The organism is Bradyrhizobium campsiandrae, from assembly GCF_014529705.1.
GTDB classification, from domain to species: domain Bacteria; phylum Pseudomonadota; class Alphaproteobacteria; order Rhizobiales; family Xanthobacteraceae; genus Bradyrhizobium; species Bradyrhizobium campsiandrae.
Genome location: NZ_JAANIH010000039.1, coordinates 1 through 17,967, shown reverse-complemented (window position 1 = coordinate 17,967; position 17,967 = coordinate 1). Strand labels below are relative to the sequence as shown.

7 protein-coding genes are annotated in these 17,967 nt (G+C 63.5%); 4 read left to right on the top strand and 3 right to left on the bottom strand.

From position 1 onward, the window contains the following. Positions 1-13: 13 nt before the first annotated feature. Together G8O24_RS26020 and G8O24_RS26015 are read left to right on the top strand one after the other, a co-directional pair. Positions 14-1,852, top strand: coding sequence for an AMP-dependent synthetase/ligase (locus G8O24_RS26020; protein ID WP_188104360.1), 1,839 nt, complete (start codon positions 14-16; stop codon positions 1,850-1,852). 72 nt (positions 1,853-1,924) lie between these two features. After that, a complete protein-coding gene (locus G8O24_RS26015; RefSeq protein ID WP_188104358.1) occupies positions 1,925-3,124 on the top strand; it encodes an ABC transporter substrate-binding protein in 1,200 nt (399 codons plus the stop codon). Positions 3,125-3,179: 55 nt separating this feature from the next. Here the strand turns inward: G8O24_RS26015 and G8O24_RS26010 are convergent, their stop codons facing one another. Further along, entirely contained in the window at positions 3,180-4,304 is a 1,125-nt protein-coding gene (locus G8O24_RS26010; protein WP_188104356.1) for a lysozyme inhibitor LprI family protein, read from the bottom strand. 86 nt (positions 4,305-4,390) lie between these two features. Next, positions 4,391-5,122 (bottom strand): transglutaminase-like cysteine peptidase, encoded by a 732-nt coding sequence (locus tag G8O24_RS26005; RefSeq protein WP_188104354.1) that lies wholly within the window; start codon positions 5,120-5,122, stop codon positions 4,391-4,393. 740 nt (positions 5,123-5,862) lie between these two features. Here G8O24_RS26005 and G8O24_RS26000 point away from each other — a divergent pair. Together G8O24_RS26000 and G8O24_RS25995 are read left to right on the top strand one after the other, a co-directional pair. After that, on the top strand, positions 5,863-14,835 hold the full coding sequence (locus G8O24_RS26000) for a VCBS domain-containing protein (RefSeq protein ID WP_244645996.1): 8,973 nt from the start codon (positions 5,863-5,865) through the stop codon (positions 14,833-14,835). A gap of 56 nt (positions 14,836-14,891) precedes the next feature. Beyond that, positions 14,892-17,126 carry a CHASE2 domain-containing protein gene (locus G8O24_RS25995; RefSeq protein ID WP_188104350.1) on the top strand — a complete coding sequence of 745 codons (2,235 nt, stop codon included), beginning with the start codon at positions 14,892-14,894 and terminating at the stop codon, positions 17,124-17,126. 171 nt (positions 17,127-17,297) lie between these two features. On the opposite strand, the gene G8O24_RS25990 is transcribed toward G8O24_RS25995, so the two are convergent. Next, a partial coding sequence (locus G8O24_RS25990; RefSeq protein ID WP_244645995.1) for an ABC transporter substrate-binding protein occupies positions 17,298-17,967 on the bottom strand: 670 nt, incomplete at its 5' end.

The following is a 17,967-nucleotide window of genomic DNA, read 5'->3' as shown; positions in this document are numbered from 1 at the left end:
GAAGGAGACGTGCATGGCCCGGCCGGCGGTGCTGACGGTCGCTGATACGATCGCGAAGAGCTTCTTGCGCGCGGCAGAGTTGCGCGGCGACAGACCAGCGATCCGTGAGAAGAAATTCGGCATCTGGCAACCGACCAGCTGGCGCGAATGGCTTGAGATCTCGAAGGAGATCGCCTACGGCCTTCGCGCCATCGGCTTCATGCCCGGCGACGTCGCCTCGATCATCGCCAACGCCGTGCCGGAATGGATCTACGCCGACATGGGCATTCTCTGCGCCGGCGGTGTTTCCTCCGGCATCTATCCGACCGATTCAGCTGCCCAGGTCGAGTATCTCGTCAATGATTCCACCACGCGCGTGATCTTCGCCGAAGACGAGGAGCAGCTCGACAAGATCCTCGCCTGCCGCACCCGCTGTCCCAGCCTGCACAAGATCGTCGTGTTCGACATGGAAGGGCTCAGCGGCTTCTTCGACGACATGGTGATGTCGTTCGAGGAGTTTCGGGCGCTCGGCCGCAACTCCATGGTCGGCCACGAGGCGCTGTGGCAGGAGATGATCGACAGCCGCAGCGCCGATGATCTCGCCGTGCTCGTCTATACGTCAGGCACGACAGGTCCGCCCAAGGGCGCGATGCACGCCAACCGCAGCGTCACGCATCAGATGCGGCACGCGGGCGACTTCATTCCGGCGCGCGAGGACGAGGACCGGCTGATCTTCCTGCCGCTCTGTCACGTCGCCGAGCGCGTCGGCGGCTATTACATCTCGGTCGCGCTCGGCTCGGTGATGAACTTTGCCGAGAGCCCGGAGACCGTGCCTGACAATTTACGCGAGGTGCAGCCGACCGTGTTCCTCGCGGTGCCCAGGATCTGGGAAAAATTCTATTCCGCCATCACCATTGCGCTGAAGGATGCGACGCCGTTCCAGCAATGGGTCTATCGCCGCGCCATCGCGATCGGCTACCGCATGGTCGATTGCCGGATCGAAGGCAGGGCCCCGCCGCTGGGTTTGCGCATCGCCAACAGCGTCGCCTATCAGCTGGTCTTTCGCAACATCCGCCGCATGATCGGGCTCGACCGCTGTCGCATCGCCTTCACCGGCGCGGCGCCGATCGCACCGGATCTGATCCGCTGGTATCTGGCGCTCGGCGTCGACATGCACGAGGTCTACGGCCAGACCGAGAATTGCGGCGTCGCGACCATGATGCCGGCGGACAGGATCAAGCTCGGCTCGGTCGGAACGGCCGTACGCTGGGGCGAGGTCGCGCTCTCGCCCGAAGGCGAGATCCTGATCAAAGGCGACTTCCTGTTCATGGGCTATCTGAACCAGCCGGAGCGGACGGCGGAAACGATCGACTCCCGCGGCTGGCTGCATACCGGCGACGTTGGCACCATCGATGTCGAGGGCTTTGTCCGCATCACCGACCGGATGAAGGACATCATCATCACCTCGGGCGGCAAGAACATCACGCCGTCGGAGATCGAGAACCAGCTGAAGTTCTCGCCTTACATCTCGGATGCCGTGGTGATCGGCGACAAGCGCCCATACCTCACCTGCCTCGTGATGATCGACCAGGAGAACGTCGAAAAATTCGCCCAGGATCAGGACATCCCCTTCACCAATTACGCCAGCCTGTGCCGGGCCAGCGAGATCCAGGACCTGATCTGGCGCGAGATCGAAGGCGTCAACGCCAACTTCGCGCGCGTCGAGACCATCAAGAAATTCTACCTGATCGAGCGCCAGCTCACGCCGGAGGACGAGGAGCTGACGCCGACCATGAAGCTGAAACGCAATTTCGTGAACAAGCGTTACGCCGCCGAGATCGACGCGATGTATCGCGAGCGCGCGGTGGCTTAGCGGAACAAACCAGCGAAGCGGCGATGGCCCCGCCCTTCGCGTCATACGGGGCCTTGAGGAGAGGAGACGTCAATGTCGAAATCGTTGAAGGCGGTCGGCCTTGTTGGGAGTGCGCTGGCGCTCACCTGTCTGCCTGCCGCGGCGCAGACCAAGGTCACCAATGAAGGCATCTCGGCCAGCGAGATCGTCATCGGCACGCATCAGGACCTGTCGGGCCCGATCAAGGTCTGGGGCGTGCCTGTTTCCAACGGCATGAAGATGGCAGTCGAGGAGATCAATGCGGCCGGCGGAATCCAGGGCCGCAAGATCAGGATGATCCTCGAGGACAATGGCTATGATCCGAAGAAGGGCGTGCTGGCCTCACAGAAAATGGTCGAGCGCGACAAGATCTTCGCCATGATCGGCTCGATGGGGTCGGCGCCGACGCTGGCCGCCCAGGACATCCTGTTCGATGCCGGCGTGCTCCAGCTGTTTCCGCTGACGGCCGCCGAATTCACCTTCAAGTTCGATCCGGCCAAGCCCCAGGAACGGCTCAAGTTCAACAATTTGCTGCCCTATGTCGAGAGCACGCGCGCCGCGCTGAAATACATGATGGAGTGGAAGAACTTTGGGAAGCCCTGCATCATGCATCAGGACGACGAGTACGGAAAGAACGTGCTCGACGGCTTCAACCAGCAGCTTGCCGCGATGAAGGTGCAGCCCGCCTCGATCACGAGCTACAAGCGCGGCGCCTCTGATTTCAGCGCGCAGATCGCCAAGATGAAGTCCGACGGCTGCGATCTCGTCGTGCTCGGCACCGTGATCCGCGAGACCATTGGCGCGATGACGGAGGCCAGGAAGCTCGGCTGGGACGTCACCTTCCTCGGCGCAACCCCGACCAATGTGCTGGAGGTGCCGACGCTGGGCAAGGAGGCCGTCGAAGGCCTCTATGCGGCCTCGGGCTTCGAGATTCCCTATGAGGACACCGCCAAGGGCAAGGTCCACGACTGGCTGGTCAACTACAAGAAGATGTTCGGCACCGACGCCAACACGCAGGCGATCATCGGCTACAACGCGGTGACGACGTTTGCGTTCTACGCCGACAAGGCCGGCAAGGATCTGACCGGACAGAAGATGCTCGACTCACTCGAGTCGGGCGAAAAATTCCTCGACATCTTCAACTCGCCGCCGACCAAATTCTCCAAGACCGACCACCTCGCCAACACTATCACCCAGGTGCAGCAAGTCAGGGGCGGCCGCTGGGTGCTGGTGAAGGACAATCTGATGTTCTGATGCGGTGTCGCTTTCACCCTCCCCTGGAGGCCCACCAGGGGAGGGTGAGTGCTCCCTACGATCCCCCGTTCGCCGTCCCCGCATTCACCGGCGCCAGCTCGTCCTCGCGGCAGCGCCAGCCGTCGGCGGCCTTCACGAAAGCAAACGTCCGCTGGATCCGCAGGCGGCGCGTGACATTGAAAGCTGCTGCGGAGCGCTCCTTGTTGGCGGCGCCCGGTCGCGGAAGGCCGGTAGCTGCGTCCCAGCAGGTGCCGGTGCAGGTCGAGGCCACTTTGCTACAGGTGGCGAACGGCGCCAGCACCACCATCTCGATTTCGCCGGTGACCTGGGCCTCCTGATCGGTCACCTGGCTGTCGAGGGCATAGACGCGGTTGATGCGCAGGAAATTGCCGCACGAATTGGCGGCGTGGATGCGCGCGGCGCAGAAATCGACGGCGTCGGTGTCGGGCTCTCTCGCTGCAACCTGCCGGCCGAACACCTTCTTCGGATCGCCCTTGGCAGCCGCGATCTCGTCGGCCCTGCGCTTGAGATCATCGACGAGACAAGCTTCCGCGGAGCCCAGCTCCTCGAGCGGCACGTTCTCCTTGCCGACCAGATTGCATTTGCGGTCGCGCTCGCGCGTCCAGCGGCCGTATTCCGCAAAGGCAAAGCGCGCGGCGGTCGGGTCCAGCTTCCCGATCAGGCCGAGCACCTGGCTGTTCAACTCGGTCTCGGTCAGCGCCAGCGCCGGGTCCGCGCAGATCAGCGCGCCGGCCGCCGTGTTGGCGGCGAGACAGTCGAAATCCGGATCGCGGAGGATTGCGGCGCGCTCCTCGGTCACCTTGAGCAGGCAGGTCTTCACCCGGTCGAAATCCTCGGCGCGAACTGCGGTCTGGCCGACGATGCCGCAGCCGAGATTGCGCTGGCGATTCCAGACCGCGTTTTCCTCGATCGCGGGCAGGCGGTCGGGCAGGCGGGCGAGCCGTGCCTCGACAGCCGTGCTCAGTTTCTCGGCGGCCGCGGACAGTTCGGCGTCACCGCAGACCAATTGATTGCCGGGGTCGCGGATCGCCTGGCAGTTGTTCTTGGAAAACAGCGGCAGCCGGCCGGCGATGGAGGGGGCTGATGTGCCCGATTGCGCGAAGCCTGATGCTGCCGGCCAGGCCAGCAGCGCAAGCACAGTCAGCACGATCGACCGCATTCCATCGTTCCCCGCCATTGCCGGACGGCATGCTAGCGTCCCTGATGGCGCGACGGAATGGGTTTATGAAGGGGCTACGAGGCCACCTAGTGCGCCTCGGGGCCTGCCATCGAGAACTGCACGGGTTCGCCGACATATTTCAGCACGGCGGACTGGTTGAGCACGAACAGCGGCTGATAGATGCGCGCATTGTCGTCATCGACCATTGCCATGCGGCGATTGTCCAGCATCAGCCAGTGGCCGTCGAGCTTTGCCGCGGCAACCGCGTGCTCCTCACCGGCCCTGACGTCGCGCACCACGACGATGCGGAGGTCTTCCGCCGCGACGCCGGCAAGCCGCAGCGCGGCGAGCTTGGCGATGGCGTAGTCCTCGCAGTCGCCGGCGCCGCGCGCGAAGGTCGCGAGCGGCGAGCTCCAGATGTCGTCAATGCCGTCATCGGTTGCGCGGATGGCGAGGTTGATGGCCCGATTGGCCTCGCCGAGCCGCGCGCGGCCGTCGCGGCTACGGGCCTGGTCGACGATGGCGAGCAGCTTCAGCGCCGCGGGCGAGGTGCAATTGTCGCGGTCGCCGTCGCACAGTGCGAGCTGCACCATGTCGTCGTCGAGCTTCTCCTTCAGCGCGAGCCATTTCTGCCGGAGATTGCCGGCGGAAATGGCGTAGGCGAACACGCCGAATGGCTCGGCGGATTTGCGCACGAGCACGCCTGCGCCCGGCGACAGCAAGGTGCCGGCACGAAGATCGGCGGCCGACCCGAGCAGGATCAATCCGCACAGAGCAATGATGGCGCGCCAGGCGCGCCGGTGAGCGGCGGTCTCCATCTGACATCCCCTTCCGGCTTCGCTCAGGTCCCCTCGACCTCGACGTGCCGGGCTTGTTGCTTGCGCGGAGATAGTGCGAGACGGGCCGTTTTGTTCTGCTTAACGCGCCGGGGCGGGCCGCCAAAACCGTGTGGCACGCTGAAGCGGGTCTGCCGGAATTGCCTAAAATTTTAGGCGTCGGGCGCCGGCGGAGGTCCGGTCGCCGCGAAAGAGGGGCAATTGCATGCGGAGGTTGCGGGAGGAGCGATTCTGCCTGTTATGGCTAATGACCTGCTATTTCACGGGTTCTGTTAGTTGGCTCACAGATTTGGCCCCGTATTTGCCGCACTATGCCGCGGGGCTTCGCGATGCGAAGACGAAGCAAGTATCTGTTGTTGAATTTATACAGCAGAATACAGGGGACGGTCGAAAATGTATTCAGAAAGACGAGTTCATACCTGTGAAGTCGGCAATAAATACTCAATTTCTTCTATGGGTGTCGCGACAAGCATAGTCGCCGAAAGCCAAGTGACGCCAAATCACACAAGCAATAGATGGTTTCACTAAGGACTTGGTAATGATAAGCAAGCTTAGGCAGTTGATACTTTCATAAATTTTAACCCTTTTCGGGTGTCCGGTTGAATTACGCTGGCAAATTTGACGCCGCGCTTTCCGGGGATGGCCAGGGCTCTCGCTCGCCCGCCTCCGGCCATGTCGATTCCTTGACCGCCGAGTCCTTTACTGCGAAGGCTCATGGCCACTTGCCCGACGGCGCGGTCGTCATTGCCGATCCCAATCTGATCTTCCACGGTGATTTCAAGCGCAGCGGTCTCGATCTCGTGCTGTCCCATGACGGCCACGATGTCGTCCTTCACGACTATTTCAGGGGCGACAAGCGCGCGGCGATCGCCTCGCCCGACGGCGCCCATCTCACCGGCGACATCGTCAACGCCCTCACCGGCTACGTCCAGGTTGCGCAGGCCGCACCCGGGGCCGCCGCCGCGCAGGTCATCGGCCACGTCACCAAGCTGACCGGCAGTGCGACAGCGATCCGCAACGGCGTCTCGGTGATCCTGAACAATGGCGACAACGTCGAGAAGGGCGACGTGGTCTCTACCGGCTCGGACTCGACACTCGGCGTCACCTTCATCGACGGCACCGTGTTCGGCCTGTCCTCCAACGCCAGGATGGTGCTGAACGAGATGGTCTACGACCCCAACGGGTCGAACAATTCCTCGCTGCTGAGTCTCGTCGCCGGCACCATCACCTTCGTCGCCGGTGAGACCGCCAAGCACGGCGACATGAAGATCGACACGCCGGTCGCCACCATGGGCATCCGCGGCACGGCGGTGCTGACGGAGATCAACTTCGTCGTCCCCTCCGGCGGCGGCGATCCGCAGCCGCAGGCGAATTTCCAGGTGCTGGTCGAGCCCAACGGCACCACCGGCTCCTACATCCTGTTCGACAAGCTGACGCTGCTGCCGATCGCGACGGTCAACCAGGCCGGCCAGATGATCCAGATCAGCGGCGGCAACGTCTCGGTCACCAATGCGCTGCTGTCGCCTGACGTGCAAAAGCTGATCACGGACGTGTTCACGCTCAAGTTCACGGACAACAACACCAACACCAAGCTCACCACCAACTTCACCGACACGATCACGCAGAACGGCAACATCGTCGTGATCAAGACGGACACCGGCGCCACCGCGACCGCGACCTTCACCAACCCGGGCAACAGTGGCACCACCCCTGGGCAGAGCGGGCAGGACAAGGGGGCCGACCGCTTCCCCGGCGCACCCCGTGCGGCGAGTCTCGATGCCAATGGCACCGCGACGTCATCGTTCGCGTTGAAAGAACACGCGGGCGCGACCGCCGACCGCGCGGATGCGAACGGCGCGGCCGTCGGTCCCGACACGGTCACGATCCGGATCAACTTCGTCGATCAAAACCTGGGCGATCGACCGACGGTGTCGGTGGACCTCGGTGCGGCACCGAACTACGTCTACATGGACGCCGGCAAACACGACGTCACCGGTTCGCTCAATGCTCTGCAGAAGCAGGACATCGCGGCAACGCAGATCCAGATCAGCGTGGCCGCCGACGCGGGCAACACCAACAACGGTTCTGCGACCCTCACCTACACGATCCCCGACCACGTCTTCGATTTCCTCGGGGCCGGCGAAACGCTGACATTGACCTACATGGTCCACGTCAACGACAATTTCGCAATCAATCCTGAATCGAATGACTTCCCGATCACCATCACGATCACGGGCACAAACGACAAGCCGGTGATCACCACCAGCGTTCCGACCATCACGTTTTCGGGCGGCACCAGCACGGCAGGCGGCTCGCTCGCCACCAAGGTGCCGACGGCGGGGACGCTGACCTTCACCGACGTCGACCTGACCGACACGCACACGGTGGCGGTGTCCAAATTCAGCGCGGTCCTGCCCGGCGGGACGGTACCCCAGAGCATCCACGACTTCTTCGCGGCCGACCTCTCGGTCTCGATCGCGTCCGGCCACGACAGCACCGGGTCCGGCACGGGGACGGTGAATTGGTCGCTCGGAGATATTCCTGTCTATCTCGCCGACTTCATCCCGAAGGGTGAGGTGCTGACCCTGACCTACACCGTCACGGTCACGGATTCGCAAGGGGCAACCTCGGACCAGACCATCACGGTCACGATCACGGGCACCGATGCGCCTGCCGTGGTGTGGATCGCGACCAACAAGCCCTCGGGCGGCTTCTGGAAGACCGGCGCCAACTGGGAAACAGGCGTCGCGCCGACGATCGATGACGACGTCATCGTCATCACCGATCAGCTGCATGGGCTGACCCCGTCCTATCCCGTCACCATCGACATAGCGGCGTTCGGCAAGTCGCTGACGATGGACGATTACGACAAGACGGCCGGCCACACAGCGCCGGAGGTGGTCAATCACAGCACGCTGACGCTCGCCGGCGAGCTCAAGCTCAATGCCGACGCCAAGTTCACCAATGCTGCAGATGGCACTGTTCTCGTCGGCGGCGCGATCGATGTCGAGACGATCACCAGGACGAACGGCGAGGTCGTTATCAATACCGCCGCGATTACCAATGCGGGCTACCTCACGCTGGCCGCGGGCGGGACGATCGATACGCTGACCACCATCGTCAATTCCGGCACGATTGCACTTTCCGGCGGACCGCTGCAACTGAGCGCCAGCATTGCCAATGCCGGCGGTACCGTGCAGGTCGATTCCGCGGCGAATCTGATCGTTGACGGCGCAACGATCGATGGCGGCACTCTTAACATTATGGGTGCATTGGTGCTGGAGGGTGCCAGCCTGATCGAAAACGGTGCGCTGGACGTCGATAATTTCGGCGGTGTCTACGTCCAAGGCGTGGCCGAGTTCGCAAACGAGGCCGTCCACAACGCTGGCAAGATCGAGGTTCTTGCCGATCGTGTATTGACGATTGACCAGGGCTCCGATGTCAACAATCAAGGCGACCTCACTGTCGATGGCGATGGCAAGCTGATCGTCAACGGTGCGACCATCGACGGCGGAAAGATCGTTGTCCTCCCCGGAGCGGCGGCGATCGAAGGTGGCGAGAGCGACAGCACGTTCACCCTTGTGCTGCCAGGTACCGGCACGGTCACGAACAACGGCGAGCTCGACCTCACCGGCAATGCCGTGCTGAGCAACGGTGTCCTGAAAAACAACGGTACCCTCGATGTCAGCGGCGCGGGCAATGCGCTCAATGACGAGGCGGTGACCAATGCCGGAATCATCGAGGTGCTCACAGGCGCGCTCGCGATTGGTCCGGGCTCTACTGTCGATAACTCCAGCGGCAAAGTCGTTGTCGACGCCGCGTTGATCCTGAACGATGCCACGATCAGCGGCGGTGCGATCAAAGGCGTCGGCAGCATCGATGTCATCGGCGCCAGCACCATCGACAAGGGTGCCACGCTCAGCGTCGCGACGGTCACGGCCGATGCCAAGCTGACGCTCGACGGCATCACGGTGTCGGCCTCGGTCATCTCCGACAACGCCAGCATCGAGCTCGATAACACGGTCCAGCTCAAGGGTGGCGCCAGGATCCAGGGCGGTCATGTGACCAACGCTGGCACGCTGGAGATCTCGGGTGCTGCGACGCTGCTTAACGACGTCGTGACCAATAACGGCACCGTGCAGGTCGACGGCAGCCAGGCGCTGACGCTGTCGAACACGGAGATTTCCGGCGGAGCCATCGATGGCACCGGCACGATCGACGTCACGGTCGCCAGCAAGATCGACGGCGCTGCCACGCTGAGCACCAGCGCAATCATCGCCGACGCCAAACTGACGCTCAACGGCATCACGGTGTCGGGATCGACCATCACCGATAATTCCAGCATCGAGCTGGACAACACCGTCAAGCTCCAGGACGGCGCCAAGATCCAGGGCGGCCCTGTCACCAACAACGGCAAGCTGGAGATCGCGGGCGCTGCAGCGCTGCTCAATGACGTCGTGACCAATAACGGCACCGTGCAGGTCGACGGCAGCCAGACGCTGACGCTGTCCGGCACGGAGATTTCGGGCGGTGCGATCAACGGCGCCGGCGCGATCGACGTCACGGTCGCCAGCAAGATCGACGGCGGTGCCACGCTGAGCACCAGTGCAGTCATCGCCGACGCCAAACTGACGCTCAACGGCATCACGGTGTCGGGATCGACCATCACCGATAATTCCAGCATCGAGCTGGACAACACCGTCAAGCTCCAGGACAGCGCCAAGATCCAAGGCGGCCCTGTCACCAACAACGGCAAGCTGGATATCGCGGGCGCTGCGGCGCTGCTCAATGACGTCGTCACCAACAACGGCACCCTTCAAGTCGACGGCAGCCAGACGCTGACGCTGTCCGGCACGGAGATTTCGGGCGGTGCGATCAACGGCGCCGGCGCGATCGACGTGACCGTCGCCAGCAAGATCGACGGGGGCGCAACGCTGAGCACCAGCGTGGTGACCGCCGACGCCAAGCTGACCCTGAACGGCATCACGGTGTCGGGCTCGGTCATCACCGACAATGCCGGCATCGAGCTCGATAGTACGGTCCAGCTCAAGGGTGGTTCCAGGATCCAGGGCGGTCCTGTCGCCAACAACGGCACGCTGGAGATCGCGGGTGCTGCGGCGCTGCTCAATGATATCGTGACCAACAAGGGGACGGTGCAGATCGATGACGGCCAGATCCTCACGCTGTCGGGCACCGAGATCAGCGGCGGCATCATCAACAACTACAACGGCGCCTCGGGCGGCGCGATTGGTGTCACCGGCGACAGCGCGATCGATGGCCATGCGACCCTGAACAAGGGAGTCGTGACGGTCGGGAGCGGCGTCGTTCTGTCATTCGGCGACGCAACCGTGTCGGCGAGCGCCATCGCCAATGGCGGCACCGTCAAGGTCGAGGCCGACCGGAAGCTGACGCTGGCTGGCGCTACCCTGACCGGCGGTGCGCTCACCATCGCCGGGACGCTTGTGTCATCGGGTATCAGCGCGATCACCGATACCAGCATCTCGAACACTTATCTGCTGGAATCCACACTCGGCGGCCTGCTGACGTTGGCGGCGACGACGCCCGCGCCTGTGATCACCAACGACGGCGGCACGATCCGGGCCAACAATGCCGAGCTCGACATCGACGGAGAAGCCGTCAGCAACACCGGAGCGCTGTCCGCGATCAACGACGGCGTCTTGAAGCTGATCTCGACGACTGTGACCAACACCGACGGTGCGGTGTTTGTCGAAACCGGCTCGACGCTCGATCTTTCCGATGCGACCATCGCCGGCGGCACGATGACGATAGCGGGCACGCTGGAATCGACAGGCACCAGCGCCATCACCGACGCCGACATCACCAACACCGGCACGATATCGGTCACCAGTGGCAAGCTGACGATCGACCCTGCCCTGATCCATACGCTGACCAACAGCCACCTTCTCCAGGCCAATGGTGGCGAGCTCGATGTCGTTGGCGAGCACATCGTCAACACCGCTGATATCAAGGCGATCAACGGCGGCATTTTGAAGCTGTCGAGCCTTGGTGTGACCAATGATGGCGGCGCCGTCACGGTCGACGGCGTCTCGAAACTCTATCTGACGGCAGCCTCGATCAACGGCGGCAGCCTTACCAATTCCGGTCATCTCTACGGCGTCTCCGGCCTCAACACGATCTCGGCCGGGGTCACCAACACCGGCACGATCGAGGTAGAGGCGGGGACACTGAACCTCTCCGCCGGCCTGACCGGCATCGGCACGCTGGTTATCGATGACGGCGCAACGTTGGAGCTCGCGGGAGCGACGGCGCAGACCGTGACCTTCGCCGGCGGCGCCGACACGCTCCTGCTCGACAAGGTCGCCGGCCAGGGCTTCACCGGCACCATCGCCGGCCAGTCGTCGAAGGGCGGCATATTCAAGGTCGCGGGCGCGGCCGATATCGCGGCGTCGAGCGGTGACGCGCTTGACTTCACGGCGAGCGGCGGCACCTCGGCAAAGCCCGCCAATATCGTGCTGACGCCCTCGGGCGCGCTGAAAGGCGCGGCCAATGGTGTTGTCGTCACCGAGAACGGCACCGGCGACATCTCGCTCACCGCGACCGGGAACATCGCCGGCCTTGCCGGCAACGGCATCACGCTGCGCGACAGCGCCACGGGCTTCGGCAACATCACCATCGACAATTTGACCGGAACGGCGACCGGCAGCGGCGCAAATTCGGAAGGCATTCTCGTCGAGAACCTCAACGCCGCCAATGCCGGCGACATCTCGATCACCCAGCACGGCGGTGCGGCCGGCGGCGCCTTCGGCATCGAGGCGACGACTCACGGCGATGGCGACATCACGATCGATGCCGGCGGGGCGGTCACCGGCAGCTCGGCCAATGGTATTCGCGCGCGTAGCTTCGGCTCCGGCGACGTGACCGTCACCACCGAAGCCGGCAGTGCCATCACATCAGGCTCCGGCGGCATCGTTGCGATCAACTCGGCAACGGCGATTGCCAAGGATGTTGGCAGCACGATCTCCGTGATTGCGCATGGGACGATCAATTCGGGTCCCACGGTCAATGTCGACGGCTCGCCGTCGGCCGGCATTGCCGCCGGCTACACGCCAGGCCTCAGCTTCTCGACGGGCACTCCGACCACCGTCTATGGCGATGTGACGGTGGATAGCGACGCAACAATCGTCGCGGCGGGCGAAGGCATCCAGGCCTTCACTTGGGGGCTTGGCAACGTCACGGTGACTGCGGAGGCGGGATCCTCGATCACCGCCGCGGATCACGCGATCGTCGCTTTTGCTCATGGTGGCGGCGACGTCGCCATCACCAACGATGGCCTCGCCACAGGTGCATACGGGATCGAGGCCGATGCCTTTGGCGCGGGCAAGATCACCATCAGCAACGATGGGACCGTCGCGGGCACCTTTGGCGCCGGCATCGAGGTGAATCAGGACCTCCTCGGCACCGGGCTGATTCACATCACCAACGATAGTCACGGACATATTGCTGCGGGAAGCGGCTCGGCCGCGATCTCGATTTCGGGTGGTACGGGAAACGTTCTGATCGACAATTCCGGCGCCATCGGGCCCGACGATGCCACGACGGTCGGCTCGACGACCTCCGCGATTCTCCAGACCGGCGGCGCGATCGCGATCAACAACAGCGGGCACATCAACGGCAACGTCTCGGTCGCAAGCGCGACGTTCGACAACGAGAGCGGCGGCACCTGGACGGTTTCCGGCACCAGCGTGTTCGGCACGCTGTCGACGATCGACAATGCCGGCGACGTCAAGCTCCTCGACGGCGCCTTGGTCTCAAGTGCGGACGGCGTCGCATTCGCCATCACCAATTCCGGCGAGATCGAGAGTTGGGGCACGACGGTCATCAAAGGCGCCATCACCACCACCGATACCAGCGCGATCGAAATCCACACGGGCACCCTGACGCTGTTCGGCTCGCTGTCGGGCTCTGGCACTGTCAAGATCGACGCCGGCGCGACGCTCGACGTCGGCGCCACGGTGTCGCAGACCATCACCTTCGGCGGCGGCAGCGCCGAGCTTCAGATCGATACGGCGAGCTTCGCCGGTGCCGTTGCGGGGTTCGCGACCACCGACAAGCTCGACCTGGCGAACATCGTCTACGACGGCGGTACCTCGGCGACCTACGACGCCAAAACCGGCAATCTTGTCGTCAGCGATGCCCATGGCCACAGCATCACGATCAAGCTCAACGGTGACTACAGCAATGCGCATTTCGCTGGCAGCAGCGACGGTCATGGCGGCACCCTGATCACTGACGTCGCGGCCGACGACAAGCCGGCCTTCAATCCTGCCGAAACCTCGCCGACGGCGGTCGTGGCGGAGCAGTCCGGCGTCACGGGCTCCTCGAGCCCGGATCAGTCTAGTCCGGCCAGCGGCACGATCCATTTCACCGATGTCGACCTGACCGACCGGCCGACGGCGACGGTCACCGGCCAGTCCGCGACCTGGCTCGACACCGACGGCCACACCCAGCTCACCCTGACATCGAGTCAGGCGAGCGCGCTGGAGAATGCGCTCTCGGTCCTGACATCGGGCAAGAACAACGGCAGCGCCGACTGGAGCTATTCGATCAAGGACAGCGCGCTGGATTTCCTCGGGCAGGGCCAGACCGCGACCGTGGTCTCGACCATCACGCTCGATGACCATCACGGTGGCACCGACACGGCGCAGGTCACGGTCACGATATCAGGCGCGAACGATGCGCCGACGCTGGCCCCGGTCACCACGGGGCCCCTCGTGGACACCGCCGCGACCGACACCTTCTCCAATCTCACCGGCAAGCTGGCCGGCACCGATGCCGACAGCGGCGAGACCGCGACGCTGACCTATGCCGTGCTCGACGCAGCTCACCATGCCACGACGACGGTTGCCGGCCTCTATGGTTCGCTGACCGTCGCGGCCGACGGCAGCTACAGCTATGTTCCGAATGCCGCGGCGATCAACGCGCTCACGGCAGGCAATTACACCGACAATTTCACGGTCCAGACCACGGACGTGCATGGTGCAACGGGGACGGCGGCGTTCAAGGTGAACGTCACTGGTGCCGACGAAGCGCCCGTGATCAACATCGACAATGTCAGCGTGGTCCAGAACGATGACGAGTTCATTGTGGTTCGCGGCCTCAAGGTCACCGACACGGATGCTGTCGCGGGCGAAACTTTCACGCTTCACGCGACCACCGTGGGTCCGGGCAGCAGTGCCGGTCCGTCGTCGGGATCGGGTTCTCTCGCCAGCATCAATACGTTGCTGCGCACCGTGACCTACAATGAGGGCAGCGGCGAACCCGCGACTGACAAGATTGCGCTGACGGTGGCCGATGGTCACGGTGCGACCGACACGCTCAACCTGATCTTCAATCTTCGCGAAGAAGGGGACATGAGCAGGCTCGCCGTCACCGGGACGACGGGCAAGGATGTGTTCTTCGGAACGGTCGGGCCCGATCAGTTCGTGTTCGCAGCCAACTCGAACCACGACACCATCGTGAACTTCACCTCCGGTGTGGATCTGATCGATCTCAGGGCCGTCGTGACGACCGGCAATATTTCCAACTGGATGGCGCAACATGTGAGCCTGTCGCCGGCAAACCCGGCGGATACCCTCATCACGATCGATGCGGCCGACACCATCCTCCTGAAGGGGATAACGCACCTCGCCGCGAACGACATTCTCCACGCCTGACGAGGGGCCATCCGATGTCCCTGCCGTTCGTCGCGAAAGCGTGATATTGATCCGGCATGAAACGTCTCAAAATTCTGCGCCGGTGGTTCGCGCGAAAGTTCGGCTTGGCGCGGCTGGTGTGCCTTGGGCTGCTGGTCGTCTTCGCAAGCTTGCGCGTCTGGGATCCGCCGCCGGTCCAGGAGCTGCGGCTTCGCGTCTTCGACATATTCCAGTTGCTCGATCCGCGCGACAAGAAGGAGGTGCGGCCGGTCACCATCATCGACATCGACGACAAGAGCCTCGCCAGGTTCGGCCAATGGCCGTGGCCGCGAACGCGGATCGCGGACATGATCATCAACCTCACCAATCTCGGCGCGGTGGCGATCGGTTTCGACGTGGTGTTCTCGGAGGCCGATCGGCTCAATCCGGACCTCGTCGCCAACCAGATGCGCTATCTGGATGAAGTCACCCGCACCCGCCTGCGCGAGCTGCCGAGCAACGACCAGATTCTGTCCGAGGCGATCAAGCGCTCCCGCGTGGTGCTGGGCGAGACCGGCCAGCCGGAGGTCGGGGGCGAGCTCGACAAGACGCTGCCCTTCACCGGCGTCGCGACGGTCGGCGAGGCGGATGCCGACAAATTCCTGTTCGAATTCCCCGGCCTGCTGCGCAACGTGCCAGTCATCGAGAAGGTTGCCGCCGGCCGTGGCCTGTTCTCGATCAAGACCGAGCGCGACGGCCTGATCCGCCGGGTGCCGATGATCATGCGCGCCCAGGGCAACATCATGCCCTCGCTGAGCCTGGAGATCCTGCGGGTCATCACGGGAACGCCGACACTGCTGCTCAGGACCGAGAAGACCGGCATTCGCGCCATCCGCCTCAAGGGCTTCGAGATCCCGACCGACAAGAACGGCCAGCTCTGGATCCACTACGCCCGCCGCGATCCCACGATCTACGTCTCGGCGGCCGACGTGCTCGACAACACTGTGCCGCCGAGCATGATCCGCGGCAAGCTGGTGCTGATCGGCACCTCCGCCGCCGGTCTGAACGACATCAAGACCACGCCGGTGTCCTCGACCATGCCGGGAGTCGAGATCCACGCCCAGGTGCTCGAAAGCGTGCTGAGCAAAGCGGTGATCTCGCAACCGAGCTATGCGCTCGGTGTCGAGATGCTCGCCGCGGTCATCATCGGCATCCTCGTCATCATCTTCACGCCGAACCTCGGTCCCGTCCGGCTGGTGCTGGCGGGCGCGATGTTTGCCGCGGTGCTGGTCGGCACCTCGTGGTTCTCCTACTGGAAGTCCCGCTATCTGATCGACTTCACCTATCCGCTGCTGTCGACCACCGCGATCTACCTGACCTTCATCTTCGCGAGCTTCGTGCGCGAGCAGCGCCAGCGCGTGCAGATCCGCGGCATCTTCGCGCAATACATGTCGCCCGTGCTGGTCGAGCAGCTGGCGCAATCGCCGGAGAAGGTCGTGCTCGGCGGCGAGGAGCGCGAGCTCACGATCATGTTCTCCGACGTACGCGGCTTCACCACGATCTCGGAGAGCTACAAGCACGATCCGCAAGGCCTGATCACGCTGATGAACCGCTTCCTGACGCCGCTCACGGACGTGATCATCGAACAGAACGGCTACGTCGACAAATATATGGGCGATGCCATCATGGCGTTCTGGAACGCACCGCTCGACGATGCCGAGCACCAGGTCCATGCCTGCGAGGCCGCGATCCGGATGCTCGAGAAGATCGACGTCGTCAACGCCGAGCGCGAGCAGGAAGCGGCCCATGGCGGCCACGTCTACATTCCGCTCAATGTCGGCATCGGCCTCAACACCGGTATCGGCGTGGTCGGCAACATGGGGTCCGACCTGAAGAAGAACTATTCGGTGCTCGGCGACAGCGTCAACCTGGCCTCGCGCCTGGAGGGCCAGACCAAGGAATACGGCTTCCCGATCATCGTCGGCTCCCGCACCGCGCTCGCCGCCAAGGACAGGTTCGCGATCCTCGAGCTCGACTTCATCATGGTCAAGGGCAAGACCGAGCCGGAGGTGATCTATGCCATTGCCGGCCGCGAGGACGTGATGCAGTCGGCCGCGTTCCAGCGCCTGCGCAACATCACCATCGAGATGCTCGGCTGCTACCGTGGCCGCGACTGGCAGGGCGCACTCGATGCCATCGAGCGCGGCCGCCGCAGCGAAGATGCCGATACGCTGGAAAAGCTGTTCAAGCTGTACGAAGCTCGCATCGAGGAGTTCAAAGCCAATCCGCCGCCGGAGGGCTGGACCGGCGCGTATGCGTTGCTGACGAAATAGGATGTGTGGTTTGTAGGGTGGGTTAGCTCAGCGGATGCGCGAAGCGCAATCCGTTGAGCGTAACCCACCAACTTCGGTCGGCATTCGCGGAAGCATGGTGGGTTACGCTCTGCAGATGCTCTTCGCGCATCTGCAGAGCTGACCCACCCTACGGTAGCTGTGCCTGTGTCCTCACTCCACCCCGATCGTCGTCAGGTCCTGGAACCAGTGCTGTGCCTGCACGAACTGCTTGATCTTCGGCGACAGCGCGTGCGGGTTGGTGTCGTGGACGACCCAGACCAGCACGGCATCGTCGACCACCAGCGCATGCGCCTGCGCGATCAGCTCGTCCTGCTTGGCGGTGTCGAAGGTCTGCTTGGCCTCGTTGATCAGGGCGTCGACCTTGGGATTCTTGTAGCCGCCCCAGTTGACGCCGACGGGTGCGATCTGGTCGGAGGCGAAGAAGCGGACGATGGCGTAGAGCGGATCGGACGTGACGTAAGCGATGTTGTTGGCGGTGATGCCGGCGTTGATCTCGTCGGCGGCACCCTTGCGCCAATGGGTGTAGAGCGTCTCGAGCTCGACCACCTTGAAATCGACGTCGATGCCGATTTCCTTGAAGCTCTGCTGCAGGAATTCGTTCATCGGCAGCGACAGCATCTGGCCGGTGCCTCCCTGCGCGATGATGAAGGTGGTCTTCAGCGGCTTGGCTTTTGAGTAGCCGGCTTCCTCGACCAGCTTCTTCGCCGCGGCAAGATCGTACTTCAAGTCAAAGCTCGGCTTGCCGAACCACGGGCTCGACGGGTCGACTTGTCCCTTCGCGGGCTTGGCGAGCCCGTTCATCAGGCCGACGACCTCGTCG

What these genes read in the sequence shown, in the direction of transcription:
- G8O24_RS26020 (WP_188104360.1), top strand. Translation starts at nt 14, where the DNA reads ATGGCCCGGCCGGCGGTGCTGACGGTCGCTGATACGATCGCGAAGAGC.
- G8O24_RS26015 (WP_188104358.1), top strand. Translation starts at nt 1,925, where the DNA reads ATGTCGAAATCGTTGAAGGCGGTCGGCCTTGTTGGGAGTGCGCTGGCG.
- G8O24_RS26010 (WP_188104356.1), bottom strand. Translation starts at nt 4,304, where the DNA reads ATGCGGTCGATCGTGCTGACTGTGCTTGCGCTGCTGGCCTGGCCGGCA.
- G8O24_RS26005 (WP_188104354.1), bottom strand. Translation starts at nt 5,122, where the DNA reads ATGGAGACCGCCGCTCACCGGCGCGCCTGGCGCGCCATCATTGCTCTG.
- G8O24_RS25995 (WP_188104350.1), top strand. Translation starts at nt 14,892, where the DNA reads ATGAAACGTCTCAAAATTCTGCGCCGGTGGTTCGCGCGAAAGTTCGGC.